16 protein-coding genes are annotated in these 17554 nt (G+C 47.6%); 13 read left to right on the plus strand and 3 right to left on the minus strand.

The window, feature by feature from the left end:
* Positions 1–96: 96 nt before the first annotated feature.
* Complete coding sequence (locus tag BLU87_RS05845) at positions 97–1530, plus strand: aldehyde dehydrogenase family protein (RefSeq protein ID WP_092345688.1); 1434 nt, start codon at positions 97–99, stop codon at positions 1528–1530.
* A 90-nt stretch (positions 1531–1620) separates the two neighbouring features.
* On the opposite strand, the gene BLU87_RS17600 is transcribed toward BLU87_RS05845, so the two are convergent.
* Positions 1621–2196: a cytochrome c3 family protein gene (locus tag BLU87_RS17600; RefSeq protein ID WP_245706391.1), complete on the minus strand. Its 576-nt coding sequence runs from the start codon at positions 2194–2196 to the stop codon at positions 1621–1623.
* A gap of 289 nt (positions 2197–2485) precedes the next feature.
* Here BLU87_RS17600 and queA point away from each other — a divergent pair, with 289 nt between their 5' ends.
* The 8 genes from queA (at position 2486) to murB (ending at position 11008) form a co-directional block, all read left to right on the plus strand.
* Positions 2486–3529: a tRNA preQ1(34) S-adenosylmethionine ribosyltransferase-isomerase QueA gene (gene queA / locus BLU87_RS05855; protein WP_092345690.1), complete on the plus strand. Its 1044-nt coding sequence runs from the start codon at positions 2486–2488 to the stop codon at positions 3527–3529.
* Positions 3530–3541: 12 nt separating this feature from the next.
* Positions 3542–4678 (plus strand): tRNA guanosine(34) transglycosylase Tgt, encoded by a 1137-nt coding sequence (gene tgt, locus BLU87_RS05860; protein ID WP_092345692.1) that lies wholly within the window; start codon positions 3542–3544, stop codon positions 4676–4678.
* A gap of 40 nt (positions 4679–4718) precedes the next feature.
* On the plus strand, positions 4719–5027 hold the full coding sequence (yajC, locus tag BLU87_RS05865; RefSeq protein ID WP_092345694.1) for a preprotein translocase subunit YajC: 309 nt from the start codon (positions 4719–4721) through the stop codon (positions 5025–5027).
* A gap of 48 nt (positions 5028–5075) precedes the next feature.
* The gene (secD, locus tag BLU87_RS05870) at positions 5076–6674 is read left to right on the plus strand and encodes a protein translocase subunit SecD (protein ID WP_092345696.1); all 1599 of its coding nucleotides are present in this window, start codon (positions 5076–5078) and stop codon (positions 6672–6674) included.
* Positions 6675–6687: 13 nt separating this feature from the next.
* Positions 6688–7596: a protein translocase subunit SecF gene (secF, locus tag BLU87_RS05875; protein ID WP_092345698.1), complete on the plus strand. Its 909-nt coding sequence runs from the start codon at positions 6688–6690 to the stop codon at positions 7594–7596.
* 19 nt (positions 7597–7615) lie between these two features.
* Positions 7616–8197: a tetratricopeptide repeat protein gene (locus BLU87_RS05880; protein WP_092345700.1), complete on the plus strand. Its 582-nt coding sequence runs from the start codon at positions 7616–7618 to the stop codon at positions 8195–8197.
* An 89-nt stretch (positions 8198–8286) separates the two neighbouring features.
* Positions 8287–10023, plus strand: coding sequence for a single-stranded-DNA-specific exonuclease RecJ (recJ, locus tag BLU87_RS05885; RefSeq protein WP_092345702.1), 1737 nt, complete (start codon positions 8287–8289; stop codon positions 10021–10023).
* A complete protein-coding gene (gene murB, locus BLU87_RS05890) occupies positions 10013–11008 on the plus strand; it encodes a UDP-N-acetylmuramate dehydrogenase (protein ID WP_092345704.1) in 996 nt (331 codons plus the stop codon). The genes recJ and murB overlap by 11 nt, the downstream gene beginning before the upstream one ends.
* On the opposite strand, the gene BLU87_RS05895 is transcribed toward murB, so the two are convergent.
* Together BLU87_RS05895 and BLU87_RS05900 are read right to left on the minus strand one after the other, a co-directional pair.
* Positions 10984–12081 carry a phosphotransacetylase family protein gene (locus BLU87_RS05895; protein WP_092345706.1) on the minus strand — a complete coding sequence of 366 codons (1098 nt, stop codon included), beginning with the start codon at positions 12079–12081 and terminating at the stop codon, positions 10984–10986. The two genes, murB and BLU87_RS05895, sit on opposite strands and share 25 nt — an antisense overlap.
* 42 nt (positions 12082–12123) lie before the next feature.
* Positions 12124–13317: a pyridoxal phosphate-dependent aminotransferase gene (locus tag BLU87_RS05900; protein ID WP_092345708.1), complete on the minus strand. Its 1194-nt coding sequence runs from the start codon at positions 13315–13317 to the stop codon at positions 12124–12126.
* A 195-nt stretch (positions 13318–13512) separates the two neighbouring features.
* Here BLU87_RS05900 and pheA point away from each other — a divergent pair, with 195 nt between their 5' ends.
* The 4 genes from pheA to cmk are packed head-to-tail and all read left to right on the plus strand — an operon-like array spanning position 13513 to position 17496.
* On the plus strand, positions 13513–14613 hold the full coding sequence (gene pheA / locus BLU87_RS05905) for a prephenate dehydratase (RefSeq protein ID WP_092345710.1): 1101 nt from the start codon (positions 13513–13515) through the stop codon (positions 14611–14613).
* A complete protein-coding gene (locus BLU87_RS05910; RefSeq protein WP_092345712.1) occupies positions 14610–15482 on the plus strand; it encodes a prephenate dehydrogenase in 873 nt (290 codons plus the stop codon). Before pheA ends, BLU87_RS05910 begins: the two co-directional genes overlap by 4 nt.
* Positions 15483–15503: 21 nt before the next feature.
* Positions 15504–16805: a 3-phosphoshikimate 1-carboxyvinyltransferase gene (gene aroA / locus BLU87_RS05915; protein ID WP_092345714.1), complete on the plus strand. Its 1302-nt coding sequence runs from the start codon at positions 15504–15506 to the stop codon at positions 16803–16805.
* Position 16806: 1 nt separating this feature from the next.
* A complete protein-coding gene (gene cmk, locus BLU87_RS05920; protein WP_092345716.1) occupies positions 16807–17496 on the plus strand; it encodes a (d)CMP kinase in 690 nt (229 codons plus the stop codon).
* The last annotated feature ends 58 nt before the right edge of the window (positions 17497–17554 follow it).

Consider the following 17554-nt stretch of genomic DNA (forward strand, 5'->3'; position numbering starts at 1 on the left):
AAGTTTTGATTTGAGCAAAGCAAGGAATTTCTAAAAAATTAATATTGCTATTTTGAATAGCATCAACCGATCTAACAATGATAAGGAGATCATCGTATGGCACTGAATAAAAACTACATTAATGGTGAGTGGGTTGAAAGTAATGACGTTAATCTTGATATCAATCCTTCCGATACAAATGACATCATTGGGGAATATGCAAGAGCGGATGAACAACAGACCAATGATGCAATTCAAGCTGCAAAAGCAGCTAGGAACGTTTGGCGTGACGTTTGTGTGAATGAAAAAAGTATTATTCTTGATAATATCGGCAGTGAAATCCTTGCCCGGAAAACCGAACTGGCAACATTGCTCGCCCGCGAAGAAGGGAAAACACTTCCTGAAGCAACCGGTGAAGTTGTTCGTGCAGGAATGATATTTAAGTTTTTTTCCGGTGAAGCGGTCCGTTTGACGGGGGATATTCTGGCCTCTACTCGCCCAGGTCTCAATGTTGAAATCACCCGTGAGCCAGTTGGTGTGATTGGGGTGATCTCTCCTTGGAATTTCCCTATTGCTATCCCTGCGTGGAAGATTGCTCCGGCTCTTGCCTTTGGCAATACTGTAGTTCTTAAGTCAGCAGACTTGGTCCCTGCATCGGCCTGGGCTCTTGCCGAAATTATTTCACGAGCAGGGCTTCCTGCTGGGGCCTTCAACTTGGTTATGGGCTCTGGCTCCAAAGTTGGAGATACAATCGTGAATTCACCTGACATTGATGCTGTCACTTTTACTGGATCTGACGCCATTGGCAATGGTATTCGCGGCAAAGTTGCCGGTCGTGGTGCAAAGGTTCAACTGGAAATGGGTGGCAAAAACCCTCTAGTTGTTCTTGATGATGCCGATCTTGACACTGCCATCAATGCTGCGGTTGATGGTGCTTTTTTCGGCACCGGTCAACGTTGTACTGCATCGAGCCGCTTGATCGTCACTGAAGGGATTCATGACGCTTTTGTTGCCGGGGTTATCGAACGTCTTCAGGGCCTACGGACTGGTCATGCGCTGGACTCAAAAAGTCAGATTGGGCCTGTCTCCAGCCAAGCACAATTACAAACAGATTTGGAATATATCTCTATTGGGAAAGAGGAAGGAGCCCACCTTGCCTATGGTGGCGAGCTATTGCAGCGTGACACCCCAGGCTATTATTTATCTCCAGCGCTTTTTACTGAAACAGATAACGATATGCGCCTCAACCGAGAAGAGGTTTTTGGGCCAGTTGCTACGGTTATCCGCGCTAAAAACTATGAAGAGGCTTTGGAACTGGCAAACGACACCCGTTTTGGTCTCACTTCCGGAATTTGTACGACATCTTTAGAGTCTAGCAAGGATTTTAAACGCAATTCTGAGGCAGGGATGGTGATGGTCAATTTGCCGACCGCCGGTATCGATTATCATGTCCCATTTGGTGGGAGAAAAAATTCAAGTTACGGTTCTCGCGAACAGGGATCCTACGCTCGAGAGTTTTTTACAATCGTCAAGACTTGCTACATCGGGTAAAAATAGATCGTCAGATTTATAATCTTAAAGCGCTACTGGTTGAAAACAGTAGCGCTTGTATTAGATCAAGGCCAAGAACATCAAGAGTGATTATTTTACATGGCAACCACTACATTTAGTCGGTCCACCTTGCTCTTTGTGGCAATCTTTGCACAACTTGTGTGCGGTGTCCTTTCCCAGTTCAAAGGGACCAGGAGGGTTATCACCGTGACAGGTTGCACAACCATACATTTCACCGTGTTCGGCGTGAGGCAGGGTGACATTGCCATTTTTATTTTCAATCACCACTGTCTCGGGAGCTTTAATCCCTGAAGCTGCAGTTTTCACACTGGTTATCAGATCTGTCCCTTCTTGTTTGATCTGTTTGCCAACCTCAACAGCCTTTTCTTTAGCCGTTGCTGTTGCTACGGTCAAATCTTCTTTTGCCGTGGTAACGACCTCTTTAACCGTCTCTTCTGCCGCCACGCCTGCATCTTTGACTAGCTGAGATCCGGCTTCGACCATTTTTGTCGCTTGGGTGGCAGCTTCGTTTGCAGATTTTTTGACTTGTTCAACGGCGGATGCTTTTTCTGCTGGGACAGGAGCTGGTGTTGTGGTTGTTTCCTTTTCGCCACAACCTACCATTAGAAGTCCGCAGACTAATAAAACGAGCCAACATGTTTTCATTTATTCCTCCTTTTAACGTTAATAAAATATGCACGGTTTAACAGTAAGAATAACAGGTAAACATCGTTATTATACCTGCTGACTTTTTTTATAAAGATGTTGATTTGTCCGTTATAACATATAACCTTTTTCCTTCAAGGGATGACTGAACTTTTTGCTTTTGAATTTAACCCTTAATGATCGTCTAATCCTAGCTAACAAGCCATTCTATCGCAGCGGAAAGCGATTGACATTGATGGCTTTCTATGATCTTCTAGGTCGCTGTTTAACCTGACTTGGATATGTTTTAATGCAGCTGACTGATTTTGATTTTTTGCTCCCCGATGAGTTGATAGCACAGGTTCCTGCTACGCAGCGTGATGGTTCACGCCTGCTATGCCTGAAGCGTCAATCTGCGACGATAGCAGCAAGGCAATTTGTCGATATTCCGGAATACTTTGAGCGTGGCGATGTTCTGGTGATTAATGATACCAAGGTTATCCCGGCCCGTCTGCTTGGCCAAAAGCTGACAGGAGGGAAGGTTGAAATCTTTCTGGTACGCAAAGTCGCAGGTGTTGCATCCACTGACGCTGATGAATGGCTTTGTCTCACCAAAAGCTCTAAACCATTACGGGTTGGAACTGTTGTTCAGTTTACGGCGGAGTTTTCAGCGGAAGTTTTGGACGAGATGGACGCTCCGTATCGCTTGGTCCGCTTTCACTGTCCCGGTGACTTCATGCAGATGGTTGACAAGGTTGGTCATCTACCGTTACCACCATATATTAAGCGTGATGACAGTCGGGAAGACCGCTCTCGCTATCAGACCGTTTTTGCCAATCAAGAAGGTGCTGTGGCAGCACCGACTGCTGGGTTGCACTTTACGACGGAAATTTTGCAGCAATTAACTGCCGCAGGCGTTGAAATCGTCAATTTAACTCTGCATGTCGGGTTGGGAACCTTTCTCCCTGTTCGTGTGGATGATATTTGCCAGCATAAAATGCACTCTGAGCTTTACTCAATTTCCGCTGCAACAGCGGCTGCAGTCAATCTGGCACATCAAGAAGGTCGTCGGGTTTTTGCTTTAGGAACAACCAGCGCCAGGGCTCTTGAAACCGCGGCAACAGCCGATGGTTTGTTACGATCAGGAGCGGGGGAGAGTGAAATTTTTATTTATCCGGGATATAAATTTAAGATTGTTGACGCTTTGATTACCAACTTTCACCTCCCCAAGTCGACATTGTTGATGCTGGTTTCTGCTTTTGCCGGGCGTGAATTTATTTTAACGGCTTATCGTCAAGCGATTGAAAAACGTTTTCGTTTTTTTAGTTATGGCGACTGCATGTTGATTTTATGAAACGGATGTAATATGTCTGCTTTCAAATATGCTCTTTTACAACAAGATACTGGCTCTCAAGCGCGTCGGGGGCGGATAACGACCTCGCGAGGTGAAATCGAGACACCTGCCTTCATGCCTGTTGGAACTTCGGCGACCGTCAAGGGGATCCTGCCAGAAGCGCTTAAAGAGATTGGGGCACAGATTGTTCTGGCCAATACCTATCATCTTTATCTACGACCGGGTCACAAGCTGATTCAGCAACTTGGCGGGTTGCATAAATTTATGCATTGGGATCGCCCGATTTTGACCGACAGTGGCGGGTTTCAGGTTTTCAGTCTGGGCGATATACGTAAGATCACTGAGGAAGGCGCTGCATTCCAATCACATGTGGATGGCAGCAAGCACATGTTGACGCCCGAACTGTCAATTGAGATTCAACTAGCTCTCGGATCAGATATCGTTATGGTTTTTGACGAATGTATCCCGCACCCTGCAGAGCGGAGTTATATTTCTGAATCGACAAATCGTTCGGCTCGATGGGCAAAGCGCTGTCGAGAAGTCCTTTCCCCCGGTTCATCCTCAGCATTGTTTGGCATCGTTCAGGGGGGGATGGAGCTGGATCTGCGCAAGCAGAGTGTTGAACAGTTGCGGGAGATTGGTTTTGAGGGTTATGCTCTCGGAGGATTGTCGGTCGGTGAAGAAACTTCACTGATGTATGACATGATGGAGTATAGTCTCCCCTTGTTGCCGATTGATCATCCTCGGTATGTGATGGGGGTGGGAACACCAGAAAATTTAATTGAAGGTGTTGCCCGTGGTTGCGATATGTTTGATTGTGTTATGCCAACGCGCAATGCTCGAAACGGCCTGCTTTTTACCACCTTCGGTAAGGTCAGCATCAAGCAGGCCAGATATCGTGACGATGAACGACCGCTGGATCCCGATTGTCAATGCTATGTCTGTCAGCATTTCAGTCGGGCTTATTTGCGTCATCTGTACGTCAGTAAGGAAGTTCTCGCATCGGTACTTAACACGCACCACAATCTTTATTACTATCAGCAATTAATGGCTGGGATCAGGCAGTCGCTGGAAGACGGGACTTTTTCTAAATTTCGCAAAGATTTTTACCATAAAAGAGAGAAACATTCACTTAACTTAATTGATTAGACACTCGTTTTATCTAAAACACTTTTAAGGAGGTACTCACATGGCAACAGAGGCTTTTGCAATGGCAGGGGGCGCGGCAGCCCAAGGAACAGGCGGACAATATCAGGGAATCATTATGCTGGTAGCGATGTTTGCCATCTTCTATTTTTTACTGATTCGACCACAGCAAAAACGAGCCAAACAACAGAGGGAACTTGTTGGTGGACTCAAGGCTGGGGACACGGTTGTCTCTGCTGGCGGTATCCACGGTAAAATAACGGCTGTAGATGAAACAACCGTTACTCTTGAAGTTGCAACCGGTGTGAAGATAAAGATGAACCGTGCTTCTATTACTGAGGTCAAGCAGTAGTCCGCTAGTTGAGTTGCCCATACATGCTTAAAGGGAGATACAAAGCAAATGTCCAATAGTCTTAAATTCAGAAGTTTATTGGTTGTAGCCTGCCTGCTTCTGTCATTTTTTGCCATTGCACCGACATTGATGCAAAGCAGTTTACCCCAGTGGTGGACGAAGACCTTCAACCCCATTCAACTTGGGCTTGATTTGCAAGGTGGTATGCATCTGGTTCTTGGTGTTGATGTTGACAAGGCGGTTGAAAGTCGTATTGATACGATTATTGATCAGACAGAAGCCCAACTACGCGAGAAGGATATCATCTTTAAGCGGTTGGAGCGCCGTCAGGGGGATCGGCTTGTTGTGCTCGTTTATGACGCAGCAGAAGGTGCCAAAGTCGACGCATTGATGGCGGATGAATATCCAGCCTTGGAGCCTGAAACCTTTTCAGGCAGTGGCGGTTATATTGAAAAACATTTCCGCCTCAGCGATCAGGAAATTGAAAATATTCAGGACTATGCGGTCCGTCAGGCCTTGGAAACACTGCGTAACCGGGTTGACCAGTTTGGTGTCAGCGAGCCAACCTTGCAACGACAGAGTGGGAATCGTATCCTGATTCAGTTGCCTGGCGTTGAAGATCCAGAGCGGGCAATCTCTCTCCTTGGCAAGACCGCGCGGTTGGAATTTAAAATGGTTGATGAATCGGCGAATCTTCAAGATGCGGTAGCAGGTAAGGTTCCTGCCGGAAGTCAGCTGCTCTATGAACGAAATGTCAATCGCGCGACGGGAGCGACGACCGAAAAACCTCTAGTGGTTATTGATAAAACGGTATTGACCGGAGATCTTTTGTCCGATGCCAATGTGCGGATTGATACCCGCTACAATGAACCCTATGTTTCCATCGAGTTTAATTCTGTTGGTGCCAAACGCTTTGACCAGATTACGGCAGCTAATGTCGGCAAACGGATGGCAATCGTTTTGGATGACAATGTCTATTCCGCTCCGGTTATTCGTGAACGAATTGCTGGCGGTAGTGCGCAAATTTCTGGATCTTTCACGTCACAAGAAGCAACAGATTTAGCGATTGTCTTGCGCGCTGGTTCTCTTCCGGCCCCAGTTAAAATCCTTGAGAATCGGACAGTTGGCCCCTCATTAGGACATGATTCAATTTCTAAAGGGATAAAATCAATCTGGGTCGGGGCAGCCTTAGTCGTTCTGGCAATGGTCATTTATTATCAGTTGTCTGGCATTGTTGCGGTGGTTGCGCTGGTCCTCAACCTCATTTTTATTACCGCAATGTTGGCAATGTTTGGGGCAACTCTGACGATGCCTGGGTTGGCTGGCGTGGTTTTGACCATCGGTATGGCGGTCGATGCGAACGTTTTGATTTTCGAACGGATTCGTGAGGAAGTTCGGCTTGGGAGAGCACCTAAACTTGCTCTGGATTCAGGCTATAGTAAAGCGTTCATAACGATTATTGATGCCAACTTGACGACCCTTCTTGCGGCTTTAGTGCTGTTCCAGTTCGGGACAGGGCCGGTGCGGGGTTTTGCTGTCACCTTGTCGATCGGTATTGTTGCGTCACTATTTACCGCAATCTTTGTTTCCCGAGTTATTTTTGATATTTTCTTGAAGGGCCGCGAAGTTAAGCGGCTCAGTATATAAGGAGGCTGACGGCATGCAGCTGATCAAGCCGGATACAAATATTGATTTTGTAAGTAAGCGCAAAATTGCACTCTGTGTTTCAATTGTGTTGATTGTCGTTGGTTTGCTTTCTCTGATTGTTAAGGGTGGCCCCAATTACGGCATCGACTTTGCCGGAGGGACGTTGGTTCAAGTTCAATTCACGCAACCGACGGATGCCTCTGCGATCAAAGACGCCTTACAGAAACTTGACCTTGGCACCCTTGTGGTTCAGTCATTCGGTGATAACCAGAATGAATTTCTGATTCGTGTTGAACAGAGCACGACTGAGTTGCAGAGCCTTGCGCAACTTATTGAAAAAGAACTGGAGACCACTTATGAAACAGGTGGCGTTGATATCCGTCGTGTCGAGATGGTCGGTCCACAGGTCGGTAAAGACCTGCGCACGAAAGGGCTGAAGGCAATTTTTTACGCCATGCTCGGACTTCTGGCTTATATCTCCTGGCGCTTTGAATTCCGTTTTGCGGTCGGTGCTATTGTGGCTCTGCTGCATGATGTGACAATAACTCTAGGGGTCTTCAGTCTTTTTGGTAAAGAGATTGATCTCCCTATTATCGCTGCATTTCTGGCGATCATTGGTTATTCATTGAACGATACGATCATTGTCTATGACCGTATTCGGGAAAATATGGGGAAACATCATAAAGAGAGCTTTCCGTTTATTGTCAATCGCAGCATTAATGAAACCCTTTCGCGTACGTTGTTGACATCAGGGACGACTCTCCTTGTCGTTCTTGCCCTGTTTGTGCTGGGTGGTGGCGTTATTCATAACTTCGCTTTTGCCATGTTAATCGGCGTGTTGATTGGTACCTACTCATCGATTTTTGTCGCCAGTCCAATTCTGATCTTCTGGCACCAAAAAAAGCAAGCATCCGCTAAGTAGAGGTGGGATTGATACCGGTATGAAGAAAGAGACACTCTTATTTGTTATCGTCGCTCTGGCCGCAGGAATCTTGATCGGAGTGATTGTGACGAACTTAAAAAAGGATTTGCCTCCTTCTGCCCCAGTGCAACAACCGGTGCCAGTTTCGGCACCGGTTGTCAACCAACAACAACAGACCTCTATTCTTGAGGGAATTGTTACACGGGAACCGGAGAATCGAAATGCCTGGGTTGAGTTGGGACATAACTTTTTTGACTCAGACCAGCCGATGAAAGCGATCGAAGCCTATTCGAAGGCTCTTGATCTTAATGGTAACGATCCAGATCTTCTGACTGATCAAGGGGTGATGTTTCGTCGGGTAGGTTGGTATGACAGGGCGATCAAAAACTTTGAAGAGGCCAGTCGTATCGATCGTCATCATAAGCAGAGTCTGTATAACCTTGGCATTGTCTATCGTTATGATCTCCAGGATTTTCCCAAGGCGATTCGTGCTTGGGAGCAGTTGCTTGCAATAGACCCTGATAATCCTGGCGCGAGTCAGATTCGTGCAGAGCTTGATTTTTTGAAAAATCATCCTGAAATTCCTAAACAATCCCAATAATTATAAACACCAGGCCGGGCCATTGTCCCGGCCTGTTTATTTATAGCTGATGAAAAATTCACGACTGTAGTGAGGTGAAAGTTGGTTTGATGCAACCAGTCAATTTACGCAAGTGGAAATTACGGGCTGAACATCTGCAACAAGAACAGATCGAATCTCTAGGTAAAGAGTTGGATATCCAAGGGCTAACGGCTCAGGTTTTGACATTGCGAGGAGTGACGACGCAAGAACAGGGTGCCGAGTTTCTCCGAGCAAATTTGTCGGCGCTTCCTGACCCTGATTCACTCCCAGACATGTCAATTGCTTGCGCACGGTTAGAGCAAGCACTTAACCGGGGTGAAAAGATCGCAGTTCATGGTGATTATGATGTCGACGGCATCACCGGTTGTACCCTTTTGGTTGAAACCTTACGTGCTTTGGGTGGGCATGTTGAATATCATATTCCGCTGCGATTAACCGACGGTTACGGTTTGTCTGCCGCTGCGATTCAGCATGCCGCTGAGCAAGGTTGTGCCATTATTTTATCGGTTGATTGCGGTGTCTCTGCTCAGGTTGAAGCTGAGTTGGCCTCTGAGTTGGGGCTCGATCTGATTGTTACCGATCACCATCAGCCTCCTGACCAGCTCCCCCCCTGTCACGCATTGATTAATCCGCAGCTTATCGACGAGGATTCTCCCTGGAAAGATCTTTCTGGTGTCGGCGTCGCGTTCTTTTTGTTGATCGGGTTACGTCGGCGGTTGCGGGAAAATGGTTACTTTACAACACGGAGTGAACCCGATTTACGACAAGGCTTGGACCTTGTGGCGCTTGGGACCATCGCTGATATTGTTCCGCTGAAGGGAATCAACCGTCTCCTCGTGCGGTGCGGTTTACAATTGTTAGAGGCGGGAACGCGTCCGGGGATTAAAGCATTAAAACGTGTTGCCGATGTTAAAAAAGTCAGTAGTGGCGTTGTCGGTTTTCGCCTTGCACCGCGATTAAATGCAGCTGGGCGGCTTGAAGATGCCTCTTTGGGGGTTAAACTGTTGCTGGGTGATGACCCCCAGGATATTGAACCTTTGGCTGAAATGCTGGACGAGTTTAACCGGGATCGACAGAAAATAGAGCAGCAAACTCTGCTTGAAGCGATAAGTCAAGTGGAGCAACTGGCTCAGCCCGATGCTTACAGTCTTGTCCTTTCCAGCCCCAATTGGCATTCTGGTGTGATTGGCATCGTTGCCAGTCGTTTGGTTGAACGCTATCATCGCCCGACGGTACTGATTGCCTTAGAAGACGGTCTTGGTAAGGGATCTGCCCGGTCGATTGCTGGATTTCATCTGTATCAGGCCCTGAGCAAAAGCTCTGGCCCTCTGGTTGGTTTTGGCGGCCATGCAATGGCAGCGGGGTTATCCATCGCCGAAGCAAACCTGCCTGATTTTAAGATCGCTTTTGAAGCCGCTGCACGGAGCCAACTTTCGGCAGCAGACCTATTGCCGGTGTTGTATCATGATGGTGAAATGAGCCTTTCGACCTTCAACCTTGCAGGGCTTAAGGAACTGGAAACACTTAACCCTTATGGCGCAGGTAATCCGCAACCGACTTTTATTAGTCGCAATTGTCAGGTCAACTCTCCCCGAGTTCTGGCCGATAAACATCTGAAGTTTGATGTCGAACAGCAGGGTTGTCGTCTCAATTGTATTGCCTTTGGGCAAGCGGAAAAATTTGAACAATTACATGGAGCGATAGATCTGCTGTATCGTCCCCAGATTAATCAATGGCGCGGGGTTGAATCCATGCAGTTGCAGGTGATTGATTTTCGAGAAACAGGACGTGGTGATGACGACTGAACAATTACCCCATTTATTGCAAAACTTAGCCAAAATGAACCTTGGTCGAGTAGCTTTTGATGAACGATTATCTCCATATAACAGCTGGAAGTTAGGGGGAACTGCCGACCTGTTTATTGAACCGGAAAACTCTTCTCAGGTTGCTGAAGTTTGCCGTTATGTCGTTGCCCATGAGATCCCGCTGGTTGTCATCGGGCAAGGAACCAACCTCCTTTTTGATGATGCTGGTGTGCGTGGGGTCGTCCTGAGAATCGGTGAGAAGATGGCCGATATCACTATTTCAGGAAATACCATTATTGCAGCAGGCGGCGCCTGGGTTCCTTCTTTGTCCCGTCAATCCATGCGGGCTGGGTTGAGCGGTCTGGAACATTGCATCGGTATTCCCGGCACCGTTGGGGGGCTGGTGATGATGAATGGCGGAAGTCAGCACCACGGGATTGGTGAGAATGTCGTCAATGTCACTGTTGTCGATCAGCGTGGATCAATACGTCAGTTGACCCAAAGCGAATGCCAGTTTTCCTATCGTTATAGCGCTTTGCAGGGGACGGGCTGTGTTGTCACTTCAGTTGAATTGAGTTGCCCTCGGGGGGATAAGAGGGAGATCCGCTTGCAGATGCTGGCGGATCTCAAGAATCGGCGTCATAAGTTTCCACGAAAGCAACCGAATTGTGGGTCGGTTTTTCTCAGCAATGCTGAAATGCACGCTACTGTTGGCCCCCCTGGAAAAATAATTGAATCTGCCGGATTAAAAGGGTTGCGGATCGGGCAAGCAGAAATCTCCCGGCAGCATGCAAATTTCATCGTCAATCTAGGGGGAGCCAAATCAAGCGATGTCCTTGCACTGATTGCCAGCGTCCGGCAAGTGATCTGGGAAAAATTAGGTTTTAATCTCTGCTGTGAGGTCCGTTATGTCAGCCCGCAAGGGGCAATAATGGCTGCACACATCAAGGCGGATGAGTTTCAGGAAAATAAATCATCCAGTTGATCAAAATCGAAGCGTACCTCTGCTAACTGCTTGATCATATCAATTTTTTCTTTGTCTTCGGCTTGGAGTTTATAGACATCTTCGTTGATCGTCCGATACAGCTTTCCGGTTGTGTGGCTGTTGGTCCTGAGGTAAGGGATATTGCTACGATCAACAATTTGTTGGGTGATGTCGCTGATTTTATGAATCCCCGGAATTAGTAAGCCGACAATTTTACTTCGATAGGCTGGAATCTGATACAGGTTGGATAAGGTGACCAGCAATTCATCACGGCTACTGGTAACAATCAGCAAGGTGTCTTCACGGAGTAATTCTGTGACCCGTTGGGTGGATGGCGCGCCAATCTGTAAATAATGGATGATGCGTTTAGCGTCACGCTTATTGCCGTGTATCTCCAGATCCAGGATCCGAGCAATTCGATTCAGCGTCGGGTTTGCCAGCACCGGTTGATAATTGAATCCCCCGACAACCTTAAAATTTTCTCCTGCAAAGGCTTTTTTCAGATAATTGAGGGTGTTGTCGCGTTTTTCCGGGAGCAGTTTGTTGGGCATGATGGCACGGACGTCAACGCCCTCTTTGTCAAATAGAGCTTTGTTCATATGAACGTTATCGATGACGTTGCCAATTCCTCCACCGGTAATCATCAGCACCTGAGCTCTCAGGAGTTTGGCAATCCGAGCGTTGGAGAGATTAACAACGGAGCCGACACCCGGATGACCAGAACCTTCAATAATGATAAAGTCTGATTTCTTTTCCAGCATTTCACATGCGTGCAAAATCTTGTTTTCCAGCTCCTGGGGGTCAAGTTTACCATCGAGCGCTTTACGGGTCGAATCTGGATGAATCACAACTGGCGACATGTACGGGAGGTCGCCAGTCATATGAAAAACCTGACACATCAGAGCCGCATCTTTATCAACTATGACCCCTTTATATTCCGTCACTTTGGGGCCGAGGGGCTTGATAAATGCAACCCGGCGGTACTTTTTTTTGGCGAGATGCAGTAAGGATAAACTGGCTGTTGTTTTCCCCGTGTCCTGCCCTGTTGCTGCTATAAAAAGTTTCTTAGCCATCTGCTGCTCTCCCGACTCTGAGCGTTGTGAACATCGAAAAAATTATCTGTGAGGAACAAGTCCGATTTCACGTGCAAGCTCTTCCCATAATGGCAGACTCCGCTCAATCATGGCGTCTTCAACACAATATGCTATGCGGAAATAACCGGGGGCGCCAAAACCGGACCCTGGAACCAGCAAAATACGATATTTTTGTGCGATGCGGATAAATTCCATCTCATCAGCAATCGGAACTTTCGGGAACAGATAGAATCCCCCCCCGGGCTTCACCATCTCAAAACCAAGTTCGATCAATTTATTGTAGAGTAAATCCCGTTTATGCCGATATTCTGCGACATCGACACTTACCCGTTGTAGATTGGTTACCAGCCTCTGCATCAGCGCCGGGGCGTTAACGAATCCGAGCACGCGGTTGCAGAAAATTGTGCCCTGCATAAATTGGTCGACATTTTCCATGGCTGGATTTGCTGCCAGATAACCAATCCGGTCACCGGGGAGGGCAAGATCTTTAGAGTGTGAAGTAACAATGATTGAGTTGGCAACAGCATTAAAAATGCAAGGGACTTCATCCCCAAAGCTGATGCGTGCATAGGGCTCGTCCGAGATGGCTACGATTGTGGTTCCGAATTCCTGCTCTTTCCGATTTAATAATGCTCCTAGCGCTTGCAGGGTCGACTCTGGATAGATAACCCCAGTAGGATTATTCGGAGAATTGATGATAATGGCGCGTGTTCTGGAATTGATTGCTGACTCTATCGCTTCAAGGTCTGGTTGAAAGTCTTCTTTGGTGAGGACTTCGACAGGGATCCCATTCTGGTTGTCGATATAGAAATTATACTCAACAAAGTAAGGGATCAAAATAATCACTTCATCCCCTGGATTTAGCAGGGTTTTTAAGACGACATTCAATGCTGCTCCAGCGCCGCAGGTCATAACAATATGGTCTGCAGTGACCGGTTGTTTGCAGTGCTCAGCGATGACTTCAGCGACCGCTGCGCGGGTTTCTTCATAGCCGGCATTATTCATGTAACGGTGCATTCCCGGGATCGGGTTGTCAGCGATCTTTTTCAATTCCTCATTTAATTGTGCTGGGGGTTCCATGGTTGGGTTTCCAAGGGTGAAATCGAAAACGTTCTCATCGCCGAATTGCGCTCTTAAGGAGGCACCCTCTTCAAACATTTTCCGAATCCAGGAAGAGTGTTCAATATGATCTTTAATTGTGTTTGCAATGGGCATTTGCATACTTCCTTTGCTCGTAAATAGGTGGTGTATTTATCTCTTGAATACTTGGTACAATCGTTGGAGTTTAGCTGCGGTGAATTAACAGGTCAAGCAGGATTGTCATGTTTTGCGATCGGCATGAAATTGATTTTTACCGTCGGTTAGGCTACATTCCGGCATCTGCTATTCTCTTTTTAGAAAGATACTGTTATGGCGAATCAAGATTTGAACAAATTGCGACAAAATATCGATTTGATCGATAATGAGATCCTTGATCTCCTGAACCAGCGAGCCAATATAGCGATTGCTGTCGGCAAAGCCAAGGAAGGGAGTGACAAAACCTTCTATGTCCCAAGCAGAGAAAAGGCTATTTATGCCCGATTGACCCAGAATAATTGCGGACCGTTCCCCAATGATGCAGTATGCAAAGTTTTCCGTGAAATTATTTCCGCCTCACTGAATATGGAAATGCCGATGAAGGTGGCTTTTTTGGGTCCTCAGTCAACATTTACGCACATGGCTGCGATGTTGCAATTCGGTTTGTCGGCACAATTGATCCCGATGAAAAGTATTCCCGCTGTCTTTGAAGAGGTGGAGAGGGGACGAGCCCATTACGGAGTCGTTCCGGTCGAGAATTCGACTGAGGGGGTGGTCAATCATACCCTTGACATGTTCTTTAACTCTGAATTGCAGATGATAGCCGAGGTGATGTTGGAGATATCCCATAATCTACTCTCTAAAACCGGCGATCCTGAGAAGATCCGTAAGATTGTTTCTCATCCACAATCGTTAGCACAATGTCGTCATTGGTTAGAAACCAATATGGCTGATATTCCGCAGATGGACGTTGCCAGTACCGCAGCGGCGGCGCAACTGGCCACTGGAGATGAGTCCGTGGCCGCGATCGCCAGTCATGCCGCAGCCGTGCAATATGATTTACAGGTCGTTAAGGCCAAGATTGAAGATAATCCCAACAATTTCACCCGTTTTCTGGTGATTGGCAAGAAGACCCCTGAGAAGAGCGGCGCTGATAAAACCTCTATCATGTTCAGTGTCAAGGATGAGCCAGGGATTCTCTACCGAATGTTGGAGCCATTCAGTCAGCGGCAGATTAATCTGGCGAAAATTGAAAGTCGACCGATGAAAGAGAAGGCGTGGGAATATATTTTCTTTCTTGATTTGATCGGTCATGCTGAAGATCCAGAAATCGCAGAGGCGATCGAAGAGTTACGCAGCCACTGCCATTTCCTCAAAATCCTCGGTTCTTACCCTATCGCTGGTAATGAAAGTTCCATAGGAGAACAGAGATGACCGCTAAAACCGTTCTGATTCCCCGTTTAACGATTATCGGCGTCGGTTTGATTGGCGGCTCCCTGGCTCTGGCTTTAAAAGAAGCTGGCGTTGTTGGCGAGGTCATTGGTTGTGGACGGGGGAAGCCGAATCTTGAAAAGGCATTGGAGTTGGGGATTATCGACTCTTATAAGCGTGATCCGCAGGAAGCGGTCTCTGGTGCAGATGTTGTTTTTCTGGCAACGCCGGTCAAGACGTTGGCTACGGTCACGCAACGTTTCCTGCCAGGGTTGAAGCCGGGCGCGATTATCACTGATGGTGGCAGTGTCAAAGGAGCGGTTGTCAGAGCGATAGAACCTTTGTTGCCAGACGGAATCCACTTTGTCCCCGGACATCCAATTGCCGGAACCGAAAATAGTGGTGCCGAAGCGGCTTTCTCAACCTTATACCACGGCAAGCGCTGTATTTTGACGCCGACAGAAAATACCGCGTCCAACGCCCTTGCGTTAGTCCGTCAGATGTGGTCCGCAGTGGGCAGTGATGTCGTGCAGATGTCATTGGAAAAGCATGATAAAGTCCTTGCCGCGATCAGTCACTTGCCGCACATGGTTGCTTACGCTCTGGTTAATGCGGTTGGATCCTATGACCATTATGAAGAGAATATTTTAGAATATTCTGCGGGTGGTTTTCGCGACTTTACCCGGATTGCATCGTCTGACCCAACGATGTGGCGGGACATTGCCGAGACAAATCGTGATGCACTGTTAGAAATGATGGAGCAGTTTGACGTTTTTTTTGCTGAATTGAAAGCAGATATTGTCGCTGGAAACAGTGATAAGCTGTTCGATTTTTTTCAGCGCTCGAAGCAGCTTCGGGATGCGATTTTATAAATTTAATTAAGGGTGAATCTGATGCATAAAGTTGAAACCAAAACTGTTCTTCCAGCGACACGCCTCCGCGGAGACTTTATCGTCCCCGGAGACAAGTCCATCTCCCACCGGGCAATTATGTTCGCGTCTTTAGCCCAAGGTGAAAGCCGTATCCGTGGGTTATTGCGTGGTGAAGATTGTCTGTCAACCCTGCACGCTTTCAGGTGTCTGGGGGTTGAAGTTAACGACAAAGGGGATGATGAAATAATTATTCAGGGGCGCGGTCTTGATGGTTTGAAAGAGCCTGATGATGTGATTGATTGCGGTAATTCAGGCACGACAATGCGTTTGATGTCTGGAATCCTCGCGGCGCAACCTTTTTTTACGATCCTTACAGGAGATCAATATTTGCGTCGAAGACCCATGGGGAGGGTGATCACCCCGTTAACTTCCATGGGGGCAAAAATCCTCGGTCGGGACGACCATTCAAAAGCCCCGTTGGCGATTGATGGCGGTGGTTTGGTGGCTGCGGAATACCACTCTCCGATTGCCAGCGCCCAGGTTAAATCGGCAGTTCTCCTCGCCGGGATGCAGGTCGATGGCGTTACGACTGTTTATGAACCGCATCTTTCCCGCGATCACAGCGAGAGGATGTTGCGCTATTTTGGTGCTGATCTGGAGTCCTTCTCCGGAGGCACCAGAGTCAAAGGGCGGGTGGTATTGAGCGGCAAAGAAGTTGATGTCGCAGGTGATATCTCTTCAGCAGCATTTTTTTTGGTGGCAGGGCTGATTGTCCCTGACTCCGAACTATTGTTGAAAAACGTCGGGGTGAATCCGACTCGCAGTGGGATCATTGATATTTTGCAGCAGATGGGTGGCGCTATTGAGCTGACCAACTTGCGTGAACTCTCCGGTGAGCCCGTGGCTGATCTCTTGGTCAAGAGTAGCCATTTGCATGGAATAGAAATCGGTGGTGATCTTATTCCCAGAGCGATCGATGAATTTCCGGTTGTCAGCGTTGCAGCTGCATTTGCTGATGGCGTTACGATAATTCGAGATGCAAAAGAGTTACGGGTTAAAGAGACCGATCGAATCGCAGCTATGTGTGATTGTCTGGGGTCCTTAGGCGTTGCCATTGAGCCATTGGATGATGGCATGCGTATCGTTGGTGGCAGGAGATTAACCGGAGGCGAAGTGAATTCTTGCGGCGATCATCGTATTGCTATGAGTATGGCGATCGCCGCCCTGGGAGCGACGACAGCCATAAAGATAGTGGATACCGCTTGTACCGAGACCTCTTTTCCTGGTTTTTGGGAGCTGTTGACTCGGATCACGGAGAACTGAAATGTTAAAAGAAAAACTGATCATAGCAATTGATGGTCCGTCCGGCGCGGGGAAAAGTACCTTAAGTAAGGCGTTGGCCAAACAATTTGATTATCTTAATATTGATACCGGTGCGATGTATCGGTCTGTCGCTTTGCTGGTCCAGCAACAGGGGATTGCCTTAGACGATGAGGGCGCTTTGCAAGAACTTTGCAAAGACCTCTCGATCCGTTTTATCCGGCATCAAGACTCTGAGCAGGTGATCGTGAACGGTGTAGACGTTTCAGCTCAGATCCGGACTCCGGAAGTCAGTTTGCTGACGGCGAAAGTTGCCGCGTCTCAAGTTGTCCGTGAAGCGATGGTGAAGCAGCAACGTGAAATGGGGGCTGAGGGGGGTGTTGTGCTTGAGGGTCGCGATATCGGCACGGTTGTTTTTCCCGATGCAGAGGTTAAGTTTTTTCTGCAGGCAACTGCTGAAGAAAGGGGGCGACGACGTTATGAAGAACTCATGGCTAAAGGAAGTGATGTCAACTTAGAACAGACAATTATTGAAGTCAAAGCGCGGGATGCGGCAGACATGGCCCGTACCCATGCGCCGTTAACCCAGGCAGAAGATGCTGTCGTTATTGATTCAACGCGATTATCGATAGCAGAGGTTCTGGACGAAATGTCTACCATTGTAAGAAAAAAACAAACAGATAAACGAGAATAACTGCCTGAAAAATATTGGTTTGTTTTTTCACAACGCTTGTGCTAACTTGCGCAGTCTC

The sequence above is a fragment of the Desulfuromusa kysingii genome (assembly GCF_900107645.1).
Lineage (GTDB): Bacteria > Desulfobacterota > Desulfuromonadia > Desulfuromonadales > Geopsychrobacteraceae > Desulfuromusa > Desulfuromusa kysingii.